This window comes from Fodinibius sp. (assembly GCF_034521915.1).
Lineage (GTDB): Bacteria > Bacteroidota > Rhodothermia > Balneolales > Balneolaceae > Fodinibius.
Map to the genome: position 1 here is coordinate 35886 of NZ_JAXHLU010000005.1, position 22417 is coordinate 58302.

The window sequence follows — 22417 nt, forward strand, 5'->3', positions numbered from 1 at the left end:
ATATGAAAAAGGTTGAACCCGGTCCCGGACAGGAATCCGTGTGGGATTATCCGCGTCCACCGCGGGTAGAGAAATGTGATAAAGAGATTCGCATTATTTTTAATGATGCCGAAATTGCCCATTCCTTAAATACCCAGCGAGTGCTCGAGACGAGTCATCCGCCGGTCTATTATATCCCCCGGCAAGATATTCGTATGGAATGTCTGAAACCTATCAGTGGTACTACCTACTGCGAGTGGAAGGGAAAAGCAAAATATTTTGATGTTGTTTTAAATGATCAGCGTGCGGCCAAGGCGGCCTGGTGCTATCCTGATCCAACCGACAGGTTTAAATCTATCGCCGGACATATCGCTTTTTATGCTCATAAGATGGGTAGTTGTTATGTTGATAATGAAGAGGTAGACGCTCAACAAGGCGGATTTTATGGCGGATGGGTAACAAGCGATGTTGTAGGTCCGTTTAAAGGTAGGCCCGGAAGTGCAGGCTGGTAATAAAAAAAAGAATAGTTATTATGATTCGATTTTTTAGAAATAATACGGACGAAGAGGGGATATCGGCGGGAATGATTATCATGATTATTAGTGTCGTCCTGATTGTCGGATCATTTATGGTACAGGTAGCCATGGGATTATGCCCTGTTCCTTAAAAGATATATAATTAGTGAATATTGAGATGAGGTTTTTGCAAAACCCGGAAAATTGAGTATATCATTTTAGAGGTAATGGCATTATGAAGTGGAGCTATAAAGGCAATGTCATCCCGTTCTGGTATTCTCAGGAAGAAATCTCCCTGAAAAGATTCGTGTTAAAGCTGAAGGATTACTCGCGACACATTAGAAAGTCGCTTCGTGGAGATCGCCGCGCTTCGCTCGCGATGACAGCCGTTGTTATTTTTTTAAAAGCAGTGTCATTACGAGGTCGGCTTGCCCGACCGCGGTAATCTCCTCGATAAAACTTGCGTAGGATCTGAGGGATAATCTTTTATGAGGCAGATAACTATTTCCGGTAGATTGCCTGCTTATGCCGAAGCTTTTTACTCTTTGACTGCTCTTCATAGGGAAGGCTTCGCGCAGGCAGGCCGCGCTTCGCTCCCGGCTACTGCGGGACAAGGCGCGATGACACTATGGTTTTGCAAAGGCTTTAAGGACAGTACTTTTTTGTGGCGTACAATTTTTTAGTATGATGTTGGCAACATCAGCCCGAATCACCACTAATTGCTTATGATTCGTCTCCGGAATATTTCCAAAATTTTCGACGATCAGACCAAGGCGGTCAATGATATTTCTTTTCACGTTAAAAAGGGAGAGACGTTTGGACTCATTGGTACCAGTGGCTGCGGTAAGACGACTACCCTTAAGATGATCAACCGGCTGGTAGAACCCACATCCGGATTGATTAAAATTGATGGGAAAGATGTGACCTCACAAAAGCCCGAAGTACTGCGCCGCCGTATTGGGTATGTGATTCAGGATATTGGATTGTTTCCTCACTATACGATCAAAGAAAATATAGCTACGGTTCCTTCTTTATTAGATTGGGATATTGAACGTATACAGGCTCGTGTAAAAGAACTATTAGAGCTGGTGGGATTGTCCCCAAATACCTATGCCGATCGGTTGCCCCAAACGCTAAGTGGTGGGCAGCAACAACGCGTTGGATTGGCCCGTGCCCTGGCAGCTGATCCACCGATTATTTTAATGGATGAACCTTTTGGAGCCCTTGATCCTATTACCAAAAGAGAAATTCGAGGTGAGGTTCGCAAGTTGTTCGAGCAAATTAACAAAACGATCGTGTTAGTAACGCACGACATCTTTGAAGCCTTTGAGATGTGTGACCGCCTATGCCTGCTCGACGATGGCATACTTCAGCAAGTAGGTACGCCTCGGGAATTGCTTTTCAATCCAGCCAATAACTTTGTGGACTCTTTCTTTGCTTCAAATCGGTTTCAGCTGGAGCTATTAAGCATCCGGCTGAGTGATGTTTTAACGGAAAATAACAGTCTCGGTGAGCGGGAGTTATATTGGAGTCCTCCTTTAAGTGAAGAGCATACATATCACCAAATTGAAGAGGACAAACCGTTGTACAATGTGTTAGAAGAGATGGAGCAGTCTCGGGAAAGCAATATAAAAATTATTCATCGTATAGATGGAAAGGTAATTGATTCCCTTGGCTTTTCGGATATCTTAAATCGCTTCCAAACATATAAGAAGCAGCTGAAAACAGGAGGCGACCATGGCTGATCTCTGGCATTTTATTATGACCAACCAGGCCGAACTTCTGGACCAGGTTATTGAGCATATTGGTCTCACCTTTGTCTCACTGCTTATTGCTGTAGTGATTGGTATACCGCTCGGATTGATGGCTACGCGCTTAAGAAAAATATCAGATGTAATACTTGGGGCTGTAGGTGTTATTCAGACGATCCCAAGTATTGCATTATTGGGATTTATGCTGCCGCTGCTCGGAATTGGAGCACTGCCCGCAATCGTGGCACTTTTTCTGTATGCGCTGCTGCCGATCGTTCGCAACACCTACTCCGGTATCGATGAGGTTGAAGCATCAGTGACCGAAGCGGCCCGGGGCATGGGTATGACCGATGGACAAATTTTGAGAAAGGTTGAGTTGCCCCTGGCGTTGCCGGTCATTTTTGCGGGCATCAGAACGGCAACGGTTATTAATGTAGGAGTAGCCACGCTCTGTGCGCTGATTGGGGCCGGGGGTTTGGGAGAGTATATTTTCAGGGGTATTGCCCTTAATAATTCGGTGATGATTATGGCCGGAGCGGTACCGGCCGCGCTATTGGCGTTGGGATTTGATTTTGTGCTGGGATTGATCGAAAGAAACATATCAAACCTTATGAAACCACTGAGTTATGGGTTGGCGGTAGTCGTCATTTTTGTGTCGATTTATTCAATTTCTACCGTGTTTAATGAAGATGAATTTCGTATTGGAGTTCCGCCTGAATTTTTAGAGCGTGCCGATGGATTTGAGGGGCTCCAGCAGCATTATGATTTTGATATGCCCGTCGTAGAGATGAATGCCTCGCTGATGTACGAAGCCCTAAAAAATGGCCGTATAGACGTAGCTGTAGGATATTCTACTGATGGACGTATTGAAGCTTTTGATTTGAAAGTGTTGGAGGACGATCAGCACTATTTCCCTCCTTACGAATGTGCTCCTCTGGTAAGAGAAGACTTCGCAGAAAAACACACCGATGTAATTTCGGTTATCAATAAATTGGCGGGAATGATAAACACGAAAACCATGATTCGCTTGAACAGCGCGGTGGATCACGATGGAAAGGATGAGCAGACTGTTGCCAAAGAATTTCTTGATGAACAGGGATTTGAAACACGTATTACTCGAGAAGGTAATCCGGATTTATTGATTGGTGGGAAACTGCAAACCGAGCAGTTTATCCTGGGACACATGTATCGTATTCTCATCGAAAATTATACCAACCTGGATGTCGGATTACGCCTGGGATTGGCCGGCACGCAGATTGTATTTAATGCGCTAATTAATGACGAGATTCAGCTATATCCCGAGTATACGGGAACAGGACTACATGTATTGCTCGAGGCAACTGCATCAACAACCGATAGCCTTGGTAATAATCCCCAAAAGGTTTACAATTATGTGGACAGCCAGTCGCGTCGACAGTTTAGTACCCGCTGGCTTGAGCCCCTGGGCTTTGAAAATACTTATGCTCTGATCATGCGACGCGATCATGCTGAAAAACAAGATATTGAAACCATAACTGATTTGGTTAATTTCTTAAACGAATGAAAGTAATACTTTCTCCGGTTTGAGAGATTACGAGCTCGTTACATGAGAGTTAAATTTGTTGGTAAAGAGAACCAATGGATGTGAATTAAAATCTGTTGTTTATATTGCAAAAACATCAAACCAAATAACGGATTATGGCAGATCATAAGACCGAAGATGCCACTTTGCAAGAGCAGGTAGAGGAGCGAGAATCTACCGTACAGCATAAATACGGCACATTTGGCGGGGTATTTGTTCCAACTCTACTCACTATTCTGGGCGTTATTCTGTTCTTGCGTCAGGGTTGGGTAATCGGTAACGCCGGCTTGCTGGGCGGATGGATGATTATCACACTGGCTTTTGTGATTGTGACCTTTACCGCGCTGTCGATGTCGTGCATTACCACGAATATTCGTATTAAGGCGGGTGGGGCCTATTCCATCATATCGCAATCACTCGGATTGGAAGTAGGGGGCAGCGTAGGAGTGCCACTTTACCTTGCGCAGACGTTTGCCATAACCATGTATATTTTCGGTTTCAGAGAGGGGTGGTTGTATATCTTCCCCGACCATTATGCTATTTTAGTTGATATTTCAGTATTTACCATTCTTTTTATCGTTGCCTTTTTGAGTGCAAAGCTGGCGTTTCGTATTCAATATATTATTCTGGCGGTAATTATAGGTGCGCTTATTTCAATTGGAGCCACAGTATTTACGGGCGCGATGGAGCACAGCATTCAGTGGTGGGGAGATTTTCCGGGTGCTCCTGAGGATAATTTTCAAGGAGTCAGTTTTTGGGTTGTTTTTGCCGTGCTTTTCCCGGCGGCAACGGGCATCATGGCGGGTGCCAATATGTCCGGTGAGCTCAAAAATCCCAAGAAAAGTATACCGGTAGGGACTCTTTCTGCTATTGCCATTAGCTATGTAATTTATATGGCTTCTGGCTATTGGATGGCTAAGGTGGCTCCGGTGGACGAGCTGGTGAGTAACTATAATGTAATGATCGATTATGCGTTCTGGTCGCCGGCGGTGCTGGGCGGTTTGCTGGGGGCTACGTTTTCATCGGCACTGGCATCTATTGTAGGAGCGCCCCGTATCTTGCAGGCACTGGCCGATCATAAGATATTTCCCGGTGGAGATATGTTTTCGGAACTTGCCGAAAATGGGGAACCCCGAAATGCTATTTTGTTAACCGGCGGACTTGTTTTAGCTACCTTGCTGCTTAGGGATTTAAATACCATTGCCCCGCTTATCACCATGTTCTTTTTGATTACTTATATGATGATCAACCTGGTGGTATTTATTGAGCAGCGGATGGATATGATCAGTTTCAGGCCTACCTTTCAGATTCCCAAGTTTGTACCTTTTCTTGGTACGGTAGGATGCCTGTTTACGATGTTTATCATCAACGCTACTTTTGGACTCATTGCCCTTGGTTTTGTTATTATCACCTATCTCTACCTTTCTAACAGGAAGCTCGAGGTACCCTATGGAGATATGCGAAGCGGACTTTTTGTTTCCATTGCAGAGTGGGCGGCTAAAAGTGTGTCATCCCTGCCCGAAAATAATGAGCGGGCCTGGAAGGCCAATTTGTTTGTTCCGGTTAGAAGTGCCCGAGAACTTCGCGGTAATTTTAGTCTTATTAGAAATCTGGCCTATCCCAAGGGATCGGTAAAGCTGGTGGGGATGTCGGATGCATATAATGACAGTGATTTCAGAGACTCACTAATGGACTTTGCCAGGTCATTCAATCGGGAGAATATTTATGCCCGATGGAGTGTTATCGATTCGGATAATTTTGAAGATACGGTTTTGAATTCGCTGCAAACATTGCAAGGGACTTTTTTCAGGCCCAACATTTTGTTTTTACGGTTGCCGGCTCACCAAAGATATGACGATGAAATTTTGTCGATTATCAGTCAGGCCCGTTTCAATGATATGGGCGTGCAGCTCTATGTTGAGGATACCATTGCTCAACTTGGCCGCAGTGCCTCCGTGAATGTATGGATACATGAGCAGGGGCCCGACTGGGATTTAAATATGGATCTCGGGAATATGGATCTGGCACTGTTGACGGCCTATAAGTTAAAAGTGAACTGGAATGCTCAGTTGAGAATTGTAACAGTAGTGGATGAGCCCCAGGTAGAAAAAGCGTACGATTATCTCGAAAACTTGCTGGATATAGCTCGTATTCCAGATGCTGTACCTCACGTGGAAATTGGTTCTTTTAAAGGTGTTATGCGAGAAGCCCCGCAGGCCGATCTGGATCTCTTTGGCCTCCCCGAAGAGCCGGATCTCGAAGAGCTAAGGTCTTATGTGGATGAAACCCAGTCGGCCTGTGTATTTGTAGCCGATTCGGGCAACGAGAATATCTTGGCTTGATCTCCATCCCTTAATTTCTAATTAACGTAAGTTCGAAATAACGTTAATATTATCATTGTTCATAATCTCCTCCTGTTGTCATGTCGAGCTTGCCGAGACATCTCATCCGTTGTGTAGAAGTAACAAAACAGTAGCTTTTACTACCCTTGATGAGATTTCTCCACGCTGGTCGAAATGACAGGAGGAGTAATAGTGCTTCTGATAAGCTTTTTGACTTATTTTTGTATCGAACTCACGTCTACCGTTAGGAGGGAGTTTTACTCCCGTTTTTTAGCATTCTATGGTCGGTGGTACAACCACCTCCCAGCTATATACAATTACCCAGGTTTTTAACTCCTAATTAACTAATCCCGCATTAGCTTCTTATACTGCACGCGTTCGGGATGGTATTTCGAGCCCAGCCGCTTCTCCCGATTTTCTTCGTATTCCGAGTAGTTGCCCTGGAACCAGTACACCTGGCTGTTGCCCTCAAAGGCCAGCATATGCGTGGCAATACGATCCAAAAACCAGCGGTCGTGTGAAATTACCACCGCACAGCCCGCGAAATCGAGCAGGGCCTCTTCCAGCGCGCGAAGGGTATGCACGTCCAGATCATTAGTAGGCTCATCCAAGAGCAGTACGTTTGATTCCTGCTTGAGCATCTTGGCCAGGTGCACGCGGTTGCGCTCTCCGCCCGAAATTTCGCTGCACCGTTTCTGCTGATCGGTCCCACTGAAATTAAACCGGGCCGTATAAGCACGAGAATTTATCTCGCGGTCGCCCAGTTTAACCGTATCTTTCCCGTCGGAAATTTCTTCCCAGATAGTTTTTTCGGGATCGAGCGGACGATCCTGATTTACATATCCAAGCTCTACACTTTCGCCGATTTCGATGCTACCGCTGTCGGGCTCTTCTTCTCCGGTAATCATCTTGAATAGGGTCGATTTTCCGGCACCGTTGGGACCAATAACGCCCACAATGCCGCCCGGTGGCAGGCTAAAGTTCATATCCTCAATAAGCAGTCGATCGTCGTATCCCTTTGACACATCATTAGCCTCAATAACCTTGTCGCCCAGGCGCGGTCCGGTGGGGATAAAGATCTCCATATCCTCGCGCTGCTTTCGGCGTTCTTCGGAGAGCAATTCCTCGTACTGATTTATACGTGCCTTGCTCTTGGTGCGCCGGCCCTTGGGATTTTGCTGTATCCATTCCAGCTCTTTCTGCAGCGTTCTCTGCCGCTTCGATTCCTGTTTTTCTTCCTGCTCCAGGCGCTTCTTCTTTTGATCCAGCCACGAGCTGTAGTTACCCTCAAATGGAATCCCTTCTCCACGATCGAGTTCCAGAATCCATCCCGCGACATTATCCAGGAAATAGCGATCGTGGGTAACCGCAATTACTGTTCCTTCGTAGCGATCGAGATGCTGTTCCAGCCAGGCCACCGATTCTGCATCCAGGTGGTTGGTCGGCTCATCAAGCAAAAGCACATCCGGCTTTTTCAGCAGCAGTCGACAGAGTGCAACTCGTCGGGCCTCACCACCGGAAAGAACTTCTACCGACGTATCGCCGGGCGGGGTGCGCAGGGCATCCATGGCCTGATCGAGCTTGCTGTCCAGATCCCAGGCGCCCAGTTGTTCAATCTTTTCCTGCAGTTTCTCTTGCTTTTCGATCAGCTTTTCGAAGTCCGCATCGGCTTCACCGAATGCAGCATTGATTTCTTCGTATTCGGCTAACAGATCAATCTGTTCCTGTACGCCCTCTTCCACAATTTCTTTCACCGTTTTATCGGGATCGAGCCTGGGCTCCTGCGGCAGCATACCGAAGGTAATGCCTTTGTTGCGTGAGATGGTGCCCTGGTATTCTTCGTCGTTGCCAGCGATAATATTCAGCAGGGTGCTTTTTCCGGATCCGTTGTTGCCTAAGACTCCTATTTTGGCGCCGTGAAAGAAGGAGAGGTAAATATCTTTAAGAACGTAGTTGTTGGGCTTGTAAACTTTGCTTACGCCCTCCATGGAGAAAATAACTTTTTGGTCGCTCACGAGACTTGAATTAAAGAATTAGGAATTATCAATGAGGAATGTGGAAATATTTGAACAAGCGGTTAATATAAGGATTTTAAGAGGGTAGTTAATAGCAAAATTGTATTGAATTGTCTTTTTCTATTATACAAGATTTGGGCGGTTCATTTTTATGAATGAGGAAAATCGTCGATTATGGTCGGGACCAGGAAAACACTGGAATGAATCAAAAAAACTTACCACCTGAGAATTCTTCGCCTGAGCTGCACTCATCGAACCTAAAAAAACGCAAACTCATTCGCTTTGCTCATTCAGACAAACATATTTTCGGACGGTTCTGCTTTGCTTGCTCCGAGACGGCTCATAATTCTTATGGTGGGTTTATTTGGGGAATGGGGTGTTCATGGGCATGCGAATTCTGATTGGAGAACAGTAGGCGATTAGGAGTATTTCGAACCGGTGATTACATCGGAAATCATTGTAATAGTTCAAGGACCATCGAAATACTCCCGCCGGATGTTCGTAATGGGATCAGAAATCGTAGCCTTGATTTTTTACGAGCCTTTTGTATCAAGACAAAAGGCGGAAGAGGAAACTATGGTCTGCCTTTAATCATGTTGTCACCAAATCCCGACAAGATTCGGGACCAGCAATGCTGCTTTTATTATTGACCCACCCCAAAAAAACCGTGAAGTGGCTTCATATTATTCCCCTTGGAGAAGGAGATACAGGGGCCCAAGTGGAATATGTTATTCCACGGGCCAGGGGATTGATAGATCTGTATTTTTTAGCTGTAAGGGAGTTGTACTGCCGTGCTGGTAGGGGGGGAGCGAGCTATTGTTCATTTTTTATGACTAAATCCCGATAGATTTTGGGACCAGCAAGCTGGGACGAAAAAAAAGTGCCCTACTGCGCTAGAGCTTCGAAGGGCAGGCCGGGTGAATCGTAGATTTTGTTCTGGTTAAAGCTGTCAGAAAATCTTTGCTTTGAACCGTCTGTAGCTTTAGCAATAATCCTTCCCGCGATTCGCCCCGGACCCCCAGCAGCAAAAGTCTTAAGTTGTTGAATGCTTTAAAAAATACTTTCTACTCATTACTCAATTTCTAACTCGCTCCGTCAATCCCTTTAAAAAGTAGCGCAGAATCTGGTCGCCGCATTCGCGGTAATTCTCGTGTCCCTTTCGGCGGAACAGGGCACTCATTTCGTGTTTGGATATTGAAAAGCCACCTTGTTCCAAGATATCATGCATATCTTTTTCGCGCAGCTCAAAGGCTACCCGCAACTTTTTAAGGACCATGTTATTGGTAACCGGTGTTTTTATGGGTCGTGGCGGATGCTTTTTGTCCTTGCCGCGCTTGTAGTAGATGAGGCCATCCAAAAAGTGGGCCATCAACACATGGCTGGTATCTTGTCCCTTTTCACCTTCGGGCAAATGCTGGCTTTTGAAGATAGAAGCCACTTCGCCTCGCTCAGGTTTGTATCCCCGAAGTTTCAGGATATGTGCTATTTCATTATCATTAATATCAAGCATGTGGCGGATACTTTGAATGATATCGTCGTTACGCATATGGTGGCGAGTAATAAGATGGAAATTGGCTATGAAATACGCTGCTCAAAGGTACGGTTTTGATCAGGACTTTGTAACTGTTTTGGGAGAGGAGGAGGCGAAGTGTAACAATGAGATGGAATGCTCGTAGTTGCATTGTGATCGACTACTTATGAAACTGCGTTGTAATCCTAATAAGATTTTTTAAGATGGTTTCCAGATTAAAAAACTCTTTAGGGTCTAAGATAAACTTAACATTCCGCAACACTACCGCTTTTGTAGCACTGTTCTTTGTGATGCACGAGCTGCACGAAATTGCGCATACCGCAGTGGGACGGATCATTTGTGGCTGCTGGGGTGAACGGAATTTTAATACGTGGGGACTTTGCTGCGAAGGTGATTTGACAATTATAGCCTCTATTGCAGGTCCTCTTTTCACCTACCTGATAATTTATATCGGATACTACCTGTTGAGCAGTCGCTACGATAATTCGCCCGGCATAAAGTCTGTCGGCTTTGCATTAATTTTTGGCAATATGCCTTTTGCTCGAATTTTTACCGCCCTAATGGGAATGGGAGATGAGCTTATGGAGCTTAAATTCTTTCTTGGGGATTATCTTGGCGATAACGTGCTTTGGGGACTGGCCATTGTGATGGTTACTGCCATACTGCTGCCTGCGCTGATAAGAGCCTGGAAGAGTATACATTCTTCGCAGCGACTTTGGGGCTTCACCGGCTTTTTACTGTTGCCATTTGTCTTTGATGTACTTGTCGTAATAATCGGGATGAACAAGCTGTATGACCTGGGCGTGCTGGATCAGACGGGCATCATTGGGTCGCCGGTAATTGTGAACCTTTGGACCTTGCTCTGGATAGTTGTACTGGCTGTGAGCTGGAAAGAGCTGAAAACATTATTGGTTCCCGGTGGCGAAGCCGAAACGGCTATGAGTCAAAATTGATCATGTTGTGTGAGTAGTAAAACGACCGAGCAACTTATCTCGCCCTCGAATTGCTTGGTTTTTCCATTTCAATTGATCGGGAAATTTGTTAGCTATAAAGTTATTGCTAATTAATAGACAGTTATATGAGAACAATTATATCAGCGGCGTTATTGGTGGGCGGAATTCTGTTACTCTACTTCGGATACCAGGAATACCAGTCTTTTCAATCAGAAGTCGACCAGTTTTTTGGTGGGGCGGGCTCTGATAAAGGGATCTGGATGATGGTGGGCGGTGCAGCTGCTGCTATTGGCGGATTAATGGGATTTTTAAGAGATAAGATCAGCGGATAGAGTGGATAAGATAAGAGGCATCATTTTGGATGTCGTGAACCGGAGACGTTTTAACGGCGAATTGGAAATAGAACATGGCGTAATTACTGCAGTACAGGAAGTCAGTGGTACCGTACCCGAGCAGTATATTATGCCCGGCTTTGTGGATTCTCATATCCATATCGAAAGCTCCATGCTGGTGCCCTCGGCCTTTGCCCGGCTTGCCGTACGACACGGGACCGTAGCCACGGTTTCTGATCCCCACGAAATTGCTAATGTATGTGGCAAGGATGGTGTCGATTTTATGATTGAAAACGGAGAGAAAGTGCCCCTGAAATTTTATTTTGGGGCGCCCTCATGCGTGCCTGCCACCCCTTTTGAGACTGCCGGGGCGGAACTGGATGTGCAGGCCGTAACCGACCTGCTGGATCGTGACGATATTCTGTATCTCTCGGAGATGATGAACTGGCCGGGTGTGTTGAATGGTGATGTGACGGTACAGGCAAAAATTGAGGCCGCACTGGATCGTGGCAAGCCCGTAGATGGTCATGCTCCTGGTCTGAAAGGAGAAAAAGCGGGCCAATACGCCCAGGCCGGTATCTCCACTGATCATGAATGTTTTACCGAAGAGGAAGCTATCGACAAGCTAAAGCATGGCATGAAGATTGCCATCCGCGAGGGCAGTGCTGCTAAAAATTACGAGGCGCTCGTTTCATTATTGGACGACTATGCCGGTGAAATTATGTTTTGCTCCGATGACAAACATCCCGATGATTTGGTAGAGGGACATATTAACGAGCTGGCGGCGCGTACGCTCGACCGCGGTTATGATTTATTCGATATCCTGGAAGCTTGCAGCGTGGTTCCGGTTCGCCACTACGGGCTGGATGTGGGACTGCTGGAAGAGGGCGATCCCGCCGATTTTATCGTGGTAGATAACTTGGAAGCGATGGAGGTGAGACAGACCTGGATTGACGGTCGCTGCGTATTTAACGGGAGTACCGTTCATATTCCTGATATTGACGTGACGCCCATCAATAACTTTGTATCCTATTCCTGTACGCCCGACGACTTTGTTGTGGAGGCAGGTTCGGATGATCAAACACACGTAATTGTAGCTGAGGATGGACAGCTGGTCACCGGCAAAGCTACCGCACGGCTGCCGGAGAAAAATGGGGAATTGCAGCCCGACCTCTCACAGGATATTATTAAAGTGGCGGTCGTCAACCGGTATGAGAAAGCCCCGCCGGCTACCGCATTTATTAAAAATTTTGGCATCCGGGATGGGGCTATTGCCTCTTCGGTAGCTCACGATTCTCACAATGTAATTGTAGTGGGTAGTTCCGATGAATACCTGGCGCAGGCGGTAAATTTGGTGATGGAGCAGGAGGGCGGACTTTCTGCCGTTTCGGGTGGCCAAGAAGAAGTGTTGCCGCTGCCGGTAGCGGGACTAATGAGTGACCGTCCGGGAGAAGAGGTGGCGGTGCACTACCAAAAGTTGAGCCGCATGGCTCGGGAGATGGGTAGTGAACTTAATTCACCCTTCATGCTGATTTCTTTTATGGCTCTGCTGGTAATTCCCAGCCTCAAAATTAGTGACAAGGGACTTTTTGATGGCGAAAATTTTGAATTCGTGGAATAAAAAGATAGAGTTTGCGGGTTTGCAAATAGGAGCTTGATACACTAAAAGGCTTGCGGGAAAGGATATAATTATCCATTATACTTTTTCATATAGATTTTAGCACCTTGTAAATAACAGCGCAGCCATGCGATTCTTCTGGAAAATAGTACTCATTGCCGCCATACCGCTCGGCGGCTATTGGCTCTACAAAAATTGTAGTCGTCCCACCGAAGTAGAAGTGCAATCTGACCCAAAAGAAGAAAGTATGACGACTGCCGAGGAACGAGGCGGGGTGGGTTCCACCGATCAGATCATTGAAAAGCTGAGTAACATTGACGGCGTCACCAGTCGGGTGGCCGAAAACCTTGTGGAGATGGGAATCAAAAGTAAAGAAGCACTGCTGAAACTTTCAGAAGAGGAACTCCGATCAGTGAAAGGGATTGGACCCAAAAGAGCAGAGAAGATTCTTAATTTAGAGTGATGTTGGTTCTGATGGAAATCACTGAGGAGGCAGCCCCAAATCAGTTTTTTTTAGTAAGTCCTGCCCTATAGGTTATCCGTGATCAAACGCCATATACCTTAAATTATCGTCTTTTTAAGGTATGGTAGGATTTGCGGCCTCAAAATTGATTAAACACTAAGGGTATTTAGTAATTTGGTGTTTAACCGAGCGGGCTATCTATGATTTCATATTTAAACAACTAAATAAATCAAATCTTGAGGTATTGGTGTCCCTTTTGTCTTGATACAAAAGGGACTAAAAAATCAAGGCTGAATAATTGAGAATCAGCTTTGGCCTGTAGATACGTGTATTTTAATGGTCCTTCTGTTATTGTCTCATATAAGAAGATATCACCTGTATAAAATACACAACCGCATCTTTCGGCCTCAGCACACAATTATTAGGCCGGAGAAACCATAAATTTGACCATTTTCGTCACCGACGATAACATTTTAGTGCCTTAGTGGTAAAAATAATCCTAATTGCTTTATTCATTAATGGGTCAGAGTGTTGACCCTCTCTCAACTACGCTTTTTACAACAGCTTCGATGAGCAGGTTTGATTTCTCCCTACAGGTAGGGAGAAAGACTCGTTGATTATGATTTAAAATTTATTAAAAGAGTTCCTCTCCCTAATTTTAGGGAGAGGACAGGAGTGGGTCAGCCAATACAAAATGAACATCCAATTGAAGTCAGAGGGTTGTTCAGAAACCAAAGAGAGAAATTATCCTCCCCTTAGAGACTTATTACACTTAGTGGTAATCAGTATGTTCCTGCTGATCAAAGACTCGTTTGCCGAGTTCGCGTTCTTTCTTGGTAAGAAAAGATCCCTGCCCCTTTTGGCGGTAAAAACGACAGGCCCGTCCGGAAATATAAAAGAGTAGAAAAACAATCAGGGTAGCTATGATGGTTGCCACAGGCTGACGGCTAAGATTTTGATAGACGGCCTCACCATAGGCCACCCCTTCGTTCAGTAATTCCATCACTCGATTTAGCGCATCTCCGCCGTAGCGCTCGTTAAAGGTCGCGGCGGTAAGCGTGTTATAATCCTGGATGACGGTGCTGATATAGGTAAGCCGATCGGGCCATTCCGCGATTTGACGCAGAACGTTCCCCATCGAGCCGAAGCCTGTACCGACTTTGCTGAAAAAAGATCCTCCGGCTCCCAGGACAATCAGGGCGATAACACCGGCAGCAAGTTTAAACAGGTATTCCAGCAGGAATAAAATGGGTTTTGATGCAAGTGTTAGTAAACGGGATACATTCATAGGATTATGATTGATGAGGTTCCAATGAGCGCATTACCTATCGTGAAATTACCGGTATCCGGTATGATGGTATATTGCCCATTCAATATAGTGAAAATGTGTATAGGTGCCATTTTGGGGATTTGTAGTGGGCTGATGGTATTGCTCACCTAGAGGTTGGCAGCTTCTAAAGAGGGAATGGAAAATGCACCCAAGCTTGGCTTTCACCTGCTAGTATTACCTGAAGAGCCCGACCTTGATGAGCTGCGCTCATTTGTGGATTGTATCCAGTCGGCCTGCGTGTTTGTAGTTGACTCCGGCAATGAGAATATTTTGCCTTGAGTTTTGGACCACCTAGATGATGGTCGGAGGCGCTGCGGCTTCTATTGGGGACTGGTGGGATCGTTGAAGAATAAATCGGTGTGATATTTATTTCGGCCAGCCCATAAATTCAGTAGAAATTGACTCACAACTCTGATCAAGAGCACCATTTAACTGATAGAAGCGCGGCTTCTTTTGAAAATTAAATACACGATAAAGACTATAACTTCTATTTTTATCTCTTGACAAGCCTAATTCGTTACGTGTGAAATAAAAGGGAGAATTTTTATCTAATTTTGTTGTTTTAACTTCAATAAATTTTTTATTCCCTTTTTCATCAAAAGAAAGAATATCGAAACCCGCTGAATCTCCAATGGTTTGAGATATGTGTTCAATTCTATCGGTTAAATCTTCTTGTCCTCTATTCGATAGCTTTTTCTTTTCATATCTAATAACAAATTCTTCCCCGAATAAACCAAGCTTTTTATTTCGTTGTTCTTCTTAAATAATAATTTGTTTTCTGATTCATTAACTTTTTCAATACGGTCTTCATTGAATCTTTTATCAAAGTCTGGAATTTCGACTTCTGATTGTAAAATATTTTTTACTTCTGGAGTTTTTATGTCACTCAACAAAAACTCAGTTATTAGTGAGTCTAATTTGCAATGTTCTGTAAGTGTTTTCGACTTCTTCTTTTAGAAGACCTTGATAATGATGATATGGTTTATAACCGGGAATGTAGGGCTTACCTTTTTCGACTAGAATAGCACTTATATTCATGTGCTTTCGCTCGATTGCCCCATGTGAACGATCAATAATTTTTTTTTAACTGCCTACGGTGCTCTGCCTTTACATATTTCTGGCCTGATAACTCATTAGTAAGCATATCAAAATAGTCAGGGACTATTGCTGCTACTTCTTCTCGTGTCCAATCGTCGGCCATGAAATTTAATACCTTCTTCTTTTAATCTTAATATATGACTTTAGCTGCTACGTTTGTTCGTTTGGTCAACTTTATGAATTAAATAGGAAGTTAAACTTAATATATCTAAGCAATCTCGATCATTAAATATTTTAGGGAATATATCTTTTTTGAAGTCATGGATGGCGGGATTTCTAAAACCTTGCATAACTCCCTTGGAAAGTGACTCGTGGCCATCTTCCAGATCATTTTCAGATCGTGATTCATTTTTGGTGATTAGTAAAACGGAATTTTGCGATCCAAATACGGTTTCCATCAAATTATATCCCGATTTATTTTTGATTCCACTACTATCTTGTACTATTGTTTCAAATTGTTTAACTGCCTCTATAGCAGCACGTAAATAGTCTTGGCCAATGTAGTCTTCTTTGGCTACTTCATGGATAGAAGAATGCAAATGTCGCCAGTGATAATGTGGATACTCAGGAACTAGATCATGTAAGTTTTCTACTACATCGGATTGCTCATCATCTTGTAGCTCTGAGTCCTCTAGTTTCATGATAACTGGTTCCATTTTAGTTCTTACGTCTGCAGGTAGTTTATCAAACCAATCTTCAATATTAATATTGGATTTCTTCTGGATTTTCTCGCGTCGGACATCTTTGCGTTCTGCTCGCCATTGTCTTTCAATTTCAAACATCGTTTTTTTTAAAAAATTTCTTAATTCTTCTGTCCTAGGTAAATCCCAACTCAATGACTGGCGATCGGTGGATATAACATCAGTTTCCCACTCATCTACATAGTCAACTTCTAACCATCCAGTGAAATATGAATAACCATGGCTTGATTCTGATACACCAAAAAATTCGGGAGTATTAATTAATCTGCCGTTTGAATAAAGTGTAATACCTCTCAGATCAGGTTTCAGTGGCTTCTCTGTTGACATTATCTTTCCCGAAATTTGATCTTCATATTCGTATTCAGCATCAACCTTTTCTAAAAACTCAGGAAAGTCCCATTCAAATTGCGCCTCTATACTTTCGTACTTCAGTTTTTCATCAATTTGTATAGGTTCATCTCCATTTAAGGTAAGGAACACTTGAAAATCTGAATCAAATAGATTGAAGAGCCTAGACAAGCTGACTGCAAGCCCTTCTTTATTCAAATGGGATTTTCGTTTAAGGTCCTTTAGAAGAATCTCAGTTCCTTGTTCATCGGGATGTGTCTCCTCTACTATGAATTCTGGTTTATAGTTTGCATCATCGGTATTTATTAAATCATTCCAGCTGAGAGTGAATTTAACTTTCTGGTCAATACCTTTTTTTGAGGTTTCAATATCGATTGTTTCCGATAATCCAAAAAAGGCTAGTTTCCCTAAGCCTTTACGACCAGTCACTTTTCTATTTCCACTCGGGCTGTATTTATCATCTTCTTCTCGTCGTTTTCTACCTATCCTGAGAAATTTTTCATTTAGCTCTTTAAATGACATGCCGGCGCCATCATCTATAACTTGTATGCGCTTTTCATCGCCATCATTAAACAAATTTATGAAAACTGTATTGGCATCAGCATCATAGGCATTTGCAATTAATTCAGCTAGTGCATTAGGTAGATTTGAGTACATTTTAACCCCAAGGTGTTCTATCGTATGAGGGTCAAAACTCATCAATAGTTCTTTATCCTTTGTCATAAAATCGTCTTTTTATTAGAAAATGCAGGCCACTTTCTTAGCTAATTTGGGAGGTACAGCGTTTCCAATCATTTTTGCTATTTCATTTTGACTCTTTGAATGGAAAACATAGCTAAGGGGAAATGATTGAAGAGTTGCGCCTTCTCTTAATGATATTCCTCTGTTTTGTTCTGGATGAGTATATCGGCCAGTTGAGGTATATCTGAATTTAGTAGTAATAGTTGGTGAAGGTTTATCCCAATACATTCTACCATAAACATCATAATGGCCATCGTGTTTTTTATAACAATCTAATTGTAGTTCCTCATCATCAGCCCAACTTAATCTGGACCCACCATCTTTAGGAGTTCTTTTAACTCTCCTCAAATTTAGTGAGGAAAGATTAGCAACGGAATGTTGGAAATCCGAATCATCTGTATGTCCTGCCTCAACTTTTGGAAAAGTCTTATAATCACCGATAGCTTCTTTAAGAGTCCTTATTTCATCCTTATTTTCTGCCGGTAGACAAATCTCATTTCTCACTCTGGTTGCAACTAATATATACCTTCTTCTATTCTGAGGCACCCCTAAGTATTTAGCATTTATTACATCTTCATCATAAACGTAATTTTCGTCAGATAGAAAACGTTTAAAATATTTAAGTGGACTCTCTTCCTTTTTTTCAATACCTGGTACATTTTCAATAAAAATAAAACCAGGTTTATAGTACTCTAAAAACTCTTGGAAATCCTCTAATAATAATTTTGATTCCTTGGATTTAGTCTTATCAGTTTTCAGGTTGGTGTAGTACTGACAGGGACTGCAACCTATAAATATCAGATTATCATCATTTCTTTCTATACCATAATCTTCGGAGAGGCATTTTTTATCTAGTTTACTAATGTCAGCTTCTAAAAAACCAGCTTCATTATTTTCTTCATAGGTCTTCTTACAGGATCCATCTTTATCAATTCCAAGAATAACATCAATGCCTACTTCTTCGAATCCACAAGTTACACCACCAGCGCCGCAGAAGAAGTCGACTGCCTTGAACTTATTTTTTTTATCCCTTGAATTGATACCCATACAGGATTTAATGCTTTATTTTTACAGCCAAATTATTATTAGGCTAAATATGCAGGAATATCTTGGAAAGCACAATTTTTTAAATTAATGACGTAAATAAATGGAGACCAATGGGTTATAACTTGTCCGCGTGCATCAAAATGAGTAGTGAGGAGAAGTTAGCTGTTTTCGACCTTTTCCAACGTTTTCAATAGGTTTGTGAGTGTAGCCACTCTTTTTCAGGCTTCAATTCACATCCCCAAATGACTATAACATTCCACCCTTCTTCTTTTAATTTTGTAATATTCTTTTCATCACGCTCTTTATTACCGTAAAGCTTTTCCTTCCACCATTCAGTTCTGGTGTCAGGAATTTTGAAATATTTACAGTCTTCATGGGCATGCCAAAAACAACCGTGGACAAATATAACAGAATTATACTTCGGAAAAACTAAATCCGGTTTTCCCGGCAAATCTTTTGCATGTAGCCGATAACGGAATCCATTGGAGTGCAGAAACTTGCGTACCATCATCTCGGGCTTGGTATCCTTACCCGTAATCTGGCTCATATTGTAGCTTCTTACCTCTGGTTCGTGTACATCAGCCATTATTATAATATTATTGTTTTTGGCCTTTTTATGAACTGGCTTTATTTAAACTAACAAATATATTTTCGGGATTTCATCAGAAATAATCTTCCGATATAACTTCAGCATTTGATCTTTGCCACCCGCTTTGTATATATGCATTTGATGTGAAGAAAAAGACAAATTCACAATGACCGAGCAAGAAATCCTTAACAACTTTCAATCCCTTACCGTCTGGAAAAGCGGTGACCGCCGGGCGCCCCACAAGCCCTTGCTGGTATTGCTGGCGATTGGATATATGCAAAATGAGGATAAGCGGCTGTTGCCGTATAAAGAGGTCGATCCCAAACTTGAAGATCTGCTGACTGAATTCGGTACACCGCGAAATGCCGGTAATACCCACTACCCGTTTTGGCGGTTACGGAACGATGGGATGTGGGAGGTTGAAAGAGGCGATGAACTTATTCTCAATAAAAGTGGTGGCGTACGAAAAACAGAATTGCGTGAGAAAAATATCCGGGCCGGGTTTAAGCCGGAGGTCTATAACTTTTTGAAAGAGCATCCGTCTGCAGTCAATAAAATCTGTTCTCAATTGCTGGATGCCCATTTTCCCGATACTATTCACGAAGATATTATCCACGAAACCGGATTAACGCTTGGAGAACAGGTGGTCAGCCGAAAGGAGCGCGATCCTCAGTTCAGGCATAATGTACTGCAAGCCTATCAATATCGCTGTGCGGTTTGTGATTTTGATGTGCGGATGGGAGCAAAGACGCTCTGCATCGAGGCAGCCCATATCAAGTGGCACAGCGCGGGCGGTCCGGATGAAGTAAATAACGGTATCGCGCTTTGCACTCTTCATCACAAGCTATTTGATCTGGGTGCCTTCACCCTTGATGAGAGTCGAAAGTTCCTGGTATCCGAAAAGGTGGTGGGCACCGATGGTTTCGACCTGTGGCTGGGGCGTTTCCACGGCGATGAGATTGCACGTCCCGTTCGGGGCGTCTATGAGCCTTCCGTCGATTATATTGCCTGGAATCATGATCAGGTGTTTAAAAGTCCTGGCCGGGAGTGACCCCATTTTGTTCTTCCCCTCCGGGCCTGCTCCGAGTATTCGGAGGCAGGGGAAGAGACTCGCTGATGACTAAAAAGGTTGTTAAAAAGTTCCTTTCCCTAATTGTTGAAATTAGAAGTGTAAACCATGTTTCCGAACACTGTAAAGGATGTCCCAAGTCTGTACAATGGGGGGACAGGCTTTGTTCTTTGCTATGGGGAGGCCGCGCATCTGCTATCGGCGGATTGGTGGGATTGTCTGGGACAAAGTAGAATAACTGGTAAAAGCAGATTACGTTATGGATGTACGTTCGGCATGGTGCTTTTGTGACCCTTTATTATTCAATAATATTATTTCTTCACATGCGTTATTGTATGCAGCCCATATATTTAACAGTTAAAACCAAGTAGTAATGCTAAGATTGCCGCATAGTGTTAGATTTCTTCCAAACGTTACTTCAGCCCAAACAAGATGGCCTTTTGTCATATTATTGATGGCTCTGCTTGTTCAGGGTGTTGGATGCAGTTCTGTTACTGATTCGGATGACAATACACCTGATTATTCTCACAGCTATTATTTCAATGAAGAACCGAATGGCTGGACGACCCTATTCAGCAATTATGGGGTGGGGCGTGAGGATGATTTTGAGCTGGAGAGTGGATACCGTTCGCTTCCCGAACCTCTCGATACCGATAAGTCAGGCTTTTATCTGTCGGGGATGAATCACAGCGACGACCTGAATATGTTTTTGAAACATCAAGTGGATGGTTTAGAACCGGAAGGTTCTTATCGAATTGCATTTAAAGTGACGTTTGCAACCGATGCTCCTTCGGGATGTTTTGGTGTGGGCGGTCCGCCGGGAGAAGGAGTAACGGTACATGCGGCGGCCTCCAGCACAGAACCAAGTAGTACTATTGTGGATGACCGTTGGGAACAGGGTTATTATCGTTTAAATTTTGCAGAGGATTATGAGGGAGAGGCTCATAGTTGGTACCAAGAGACAAAAATTGGCGATGTGGCTAACTCCCGCGATTGTGAGGAGGGACGGAAATATGAGCTAAAGACCGTTACGGGTGAGCAGGCGTCTGTGACTGCTGACGAAAATGGGAATCTTTGGTTGTTGGTGGGCACGCGATCCGGTTTTGAGGCTACGACGTCGCTTTATTATACCGAGGTGAAGGTCTTAATTGCTGAACGGTAACAGCATTGTAAAATATACTGCGTTGTTTTTCAGAGTTGAATCATCAGCAGATAGTAAAAGTTGAGGATGCCAGCGAATGAGCTGCTGATAGTTACTGATTCTGTCTAAAAAGTTGGACTATTCTCGGGAGAAGGTTTTAAGCCCGCTTTCTTTTTTTAAAAGGAGAAGACGAATGATGGAAGTAAGAGGCAACAAATAACTAATTCCCAATCCCTAAAAGATCCTTCACCCGCTCATCCATCCGCTGGCGGTGCGAGCCCGCCCAGTAAATTTGTCCGCAGTCGGGACACTGTGAAAAATCATCAAAATATTTTTTGGTCAGCGGCTCAAGCTGGTCGATGACTTCTTCTTTGGATACGGATTGCAGCACGCCGTTGCAGTTGGGGCATCGCGTGAAGGGATCGACGTCATCAAATAAATCAAAGCGGCGACATACTTCCTGTAGCTGCTCGGCGGGATCATCCGATCGCGGCAGGTAACCGTGTTCTATTACTTTATGCATCAGCAGTTTTCGGTCTCGGCTGAGCAATGTGCGCTTCTCTTCCAGCATTTGGCTGATGATTTCCTCGTCTGATTGTCCTTGAATATAGGCGGTATCGAAGCCGGCCATCCGCAGGTAGCGGGCCAGCTTTCCTAAGTTTGTATCTGCCAGAAAGCGGTTTTGATGCAGGTTTGGCTTTTGGAGCCGCTCGCTTGCGGGAATATCGATATGATTAAAAAAGGGATAGACGCTGATCTGTTGATCTTCTTCAATAAGGTAGGAGAAATCGACGGGCTTATCGTTAGCTAAGATCAGATCTACTTCGGTGTGGGGAACGCCGCATCCCTCAATGAGGTCTTTGACGGAGGTGGGTGTGGACAGCCTGCGCTGTACGATGGGACCTGAAAATCCGCCAAAAAGGAAATCGTTTAAATCACCGTAAAAACGGAGGGTGGTGCGGAGCATAACTATGGGATCAGTTTTTGAATCACATTTAAGATACTGATATGAATAATTGATATGAAAGGGATGAGGTACATTACTGGCGCCAGAATTTATTCCCGCGCTATAGCTTGTTTAAAGACTATATATTATAGATAGATTTTAATCTTAGAACCGATGAACCCCTCTTACATCTCCCCTTTGCGAAAGGGAGAAATTAATATGCTTGTGCCGTCATTTCATGGTGATGTGCGAGCAGGCAAGTGCTAATAAAGTTTTGATGTTGATTTGACTCATGATCCACGTTTTCATTTTTGGCCCATGTACAGAAAGGGGGCAGATGAATGAAT

Annotated in this window: 21 protein-coding genes; 12 read left to right on the forward strand and 9 right to left on the reverse strand. The window is 43.8% G+C overall.

What is annotated here, in order from left to right; translation table 11 throughout:
• The first annotated feature begins 2 nt into the window (after positions 1-2).
• From U5J89_RS05385 to U5J89_RS05405, 5 genes are all read left to right on the forward strand, one after another.
• The gene (locus U5J89_RS05385; RefSeq protein WP_322574581.1) at positions 3-491 is read left to right on the forward strand and encodes a DUF427 domain-containing protein; all 489 of its coding nucleotides are present in this window, start codon (positions 3-5) and stop codon (positions 489-491) included.
• A 20-nt stretch (positions 492-511) separates the two neighbouring features.
• Positions 512-646 (forward strand): hypothetical protein, encoded by a 135-nt coding sequence (locus U5J89_RS05390; RefSeq protein WP_322574582.1) that lies wholly within the window; start codon positions 512-514, stop codon positions 644-646.
• Positions 647-1219: 573 nt separating this feature from the next.
• Positions 1220-2239, forward strand: coding sequence for an ABC transporter ATP-binding protein (locus U5J89_RS05395; protein ID WP_322574583.1), 1020 nt, complete (start codon positions 1220-1222; stop codon positions 2237-2239).
• Positions 2232-3788, forward strand: coding sequence for an ABC transporter permease/substrate-binding protein (locus U5J89_RS05400; RefSeq protein ID WP_322574584.1), 1557 nt, complete (start codon positions 2232-2234; stop codon positions 3786-3788). The genes U5J89_RS05395 and U5J89_RS05400 overlap by 8 nt, the downstream gene beginning before the upstream one ends.
• A 134-nt stretch (positions 3789-3922) precedes the next feature.
• Positions 3923-6148 carry an amino acid permease gene (locus U5J89_RS05405; protein WP_322574585.1) on the forward strand — a complete coding sequence of 742 codons (2226 nt, stop codon included), beginning with the start codon at positions 3923-3925 and terminating at the stop codon, positions 6146-6148.
• Between the two features lie 344 nt (positions 6149-6492).
• Here the strand turns inward: U5J89_RS05405 and ettA are convergent, their stop codons facing one another.
• Both ettA and U5J89_RS05415 read right to left on the reverse strand, forming a co-directional pair.
• Complete coding sequence (ettA, locus tag U5J89_RS05410; RefSeq protein WP_322574586.1) at positions 6493-8163, reverse strand: energy-dependent translational throttle protein EttA; 1671 nt, start codon at positions 8161-8163, stop codon at positions 6493-6495.
• A gap of 1075 nt (positions 8164-9238) precedes the next feature.
• Entirely contained in the window at positions 9239-9709 is a 471-nt protein-coding gene (locus tag U5J89_RS05415; protein WP_322574587.1) for a DUF1456 family protein, read from the reverse strand.
• A gap of 188 nt (positions 9710-9897) precedes the next feature.
• Between U5J89_RS05415 and U5J89_RS05420 the strand changes: the two genes are divergently transcribed.
• From U5J89_RS05420 to U5J89_RS05435, 4 genes are all read left to right on the forward strand, one after another.
• Positions 9898-10647: a hypothetical protein gene (locus U5J89_RS05420; protein WP_322574588.1), complete on the forward strand. Its 750-nt coding sequence runs from the start codon at positions 9898-9900 to the stop codon at positions 10645-10647.
• A gap of 125 nt (positions 10648-10772) precedes the next feature.
• On the forward strand, positions 10773-10979 hold the full coding sequence (locus U5J89_RS05425; protein WP_322574589.1) for a DUF3185 family protein: 207 nt from the start codon (positions 10773-10775) through the stop codon (positions 10977-10979).
• A 1-nt stretch (position 10980) separates the two neighbouring features.
• Positions 10981-12600, forward strand: a complete 1620-nt coding sequence (gene ade / locus U5J89_RS05430; RefSeq protein WP_322574590.1) for an adenine deaminase — start codon at positions 10981-10983, stop codon at positions 12598-12600.
• 124 nt (positions 12601-12724) lie between these two features.
• A complete protein-coding gene (locus U5J89_RS05435; RefSeq protein WP_322574591.1) occupies positions 12725-13060 on the forward strand; it encodes a helix-hairpin-helix domain-containing protein in 336 nt (111 codons plus the stop codon).
• Between the two features lie 772 nt (positions 13061-13832).
• Here U5J89_RS05435 and U5J89_RS05440 read toward each other — a convergent pair.
• Complete coding sequence (locus U5J89_RS05440; protein WP_322574592.1) at positions 13833-14348, reverse strand: hypothetical protein; 516 nt, start codon at positions 14346-14348, stop codon at positions 13833-13835.
• 156 nt (positions 14349-14504) lie between these two features.
• Here U5J89_RS05440 and U5J89_RS05445 point away from each other — a divergent pair, with 156 nt between their 5' ends.
• Positions 14505-14669, forward strand: a complete 165-nt coding sequence (locus U5J89_RS05445; RefSeq protein ID WP_322574593.1) for a hypothetical protein — start codon at positions 14505-14507, stop codon at positions 14667-14669.
• 87 nt (positions 14670-14756) lie between these two features.
• On the opposite strand, the gene U5J89_RS15905 is transcribed toward U5J89_RS05445, so the two are convergent.
• From U5J89_RS15905 to U5J89_RS05465, 5 genes are all read right to left on the reverse strand, one after another.
• Positions 14757-15101, reverse strand: coding sequence for a DUF3883 domain-containing protein (locus U5J89_RS15905; protein WP_416208498.1), 345 nt, complete (start codon positions 15099-15101; stop codon positions 14757-14759).
• Positions 15053-15280, reverse strand: coding sequence for a hypothetical protein (locus tag U5J89_RS05450; RefSeq protein WP_322574594.1), 228 nt, complete (start codon positions 15278-15280; stop codon positions 15053-15055). Before U5J89_RS05450 ends, U5J89_RS15905 begins: the two co-directional genes overlap by 49 nt.
• A gap of 351 nt (positions 15281-15631) precedes the next feature.
• A complete protein-coding gene (locus tag U5J89_RS05455) occupies positions 15632-17260 on the reverse strand; it encodes a TIGR02391 family protein (protein WP_322574595.1) in 1629 nt (542 codons plus the stop codon).
• Positions 17261-17275: 15 nt separating this feature from the next.
• Positions 17276-18325, reverse strand: a complete 1050-nt coding sequence (locus U5J89_RS05460; protein ID WP_322574596.1) for a DNA cytosine methyltransferase — start codon at positions 18323-18325, stop codon at positions 17276-17278.
• A 187-nt stretch (positions 18326-18512) separates the two neighbouring features.
• Positions 18513-18911, reverse strand: a complete 399-nt coding sequence (locus tag U5J89_RS05465) for a very short patch repair endonuclease (protein WP_322574597.1) — start codon at positions 18909-18911, stop codon at positions 18513-18515.
• Between the two features lie 169 nt (positions 18912-19080).
• Between U5J89_RS05465 and U5J89_RS05470 the strand changes: the two genes are divergently transcribed.
• Positions 19081-19965, forward strand: a complete 885-nt coding sequence (locus U5J89_RS05470; RefSeq protein WP_322574598.1) for a phosphorothioated DNA-binding restriction endonuclease — start codon at positions 19081-19083, stop codon at positions 19963-19965.
• A gap of 472 nt (positions 19966-20437) precedes the next feature.
• Positions 20438-21145, forward strand: coding sequence for a hypothetical protein (locus U5J89_RS05475; RefSeq protein WP_322574599.1), 708 nt, complete (start codon positions 20438-20440; stop codon positions 21143-21145).
• 199 nt (positions 21146-21344) lie between these two features.
• On the opposite strand, the gene U5J89_RS05480 is transcribed toward U5J89_RS05475, so the two are convergent.
• Positions 21345-22091, reverse strand: coding sequence for a Mut7-C RNAse domain-containing protein (locus tag U5J89_RS05480; protein WP_322574600.1), 747 nt, complete (start codon positions 22089-22091; stop codon positions 21345-21347).
• Between the last annotated feature and the right edge of the window lie 326 nt (positions 22092-22417).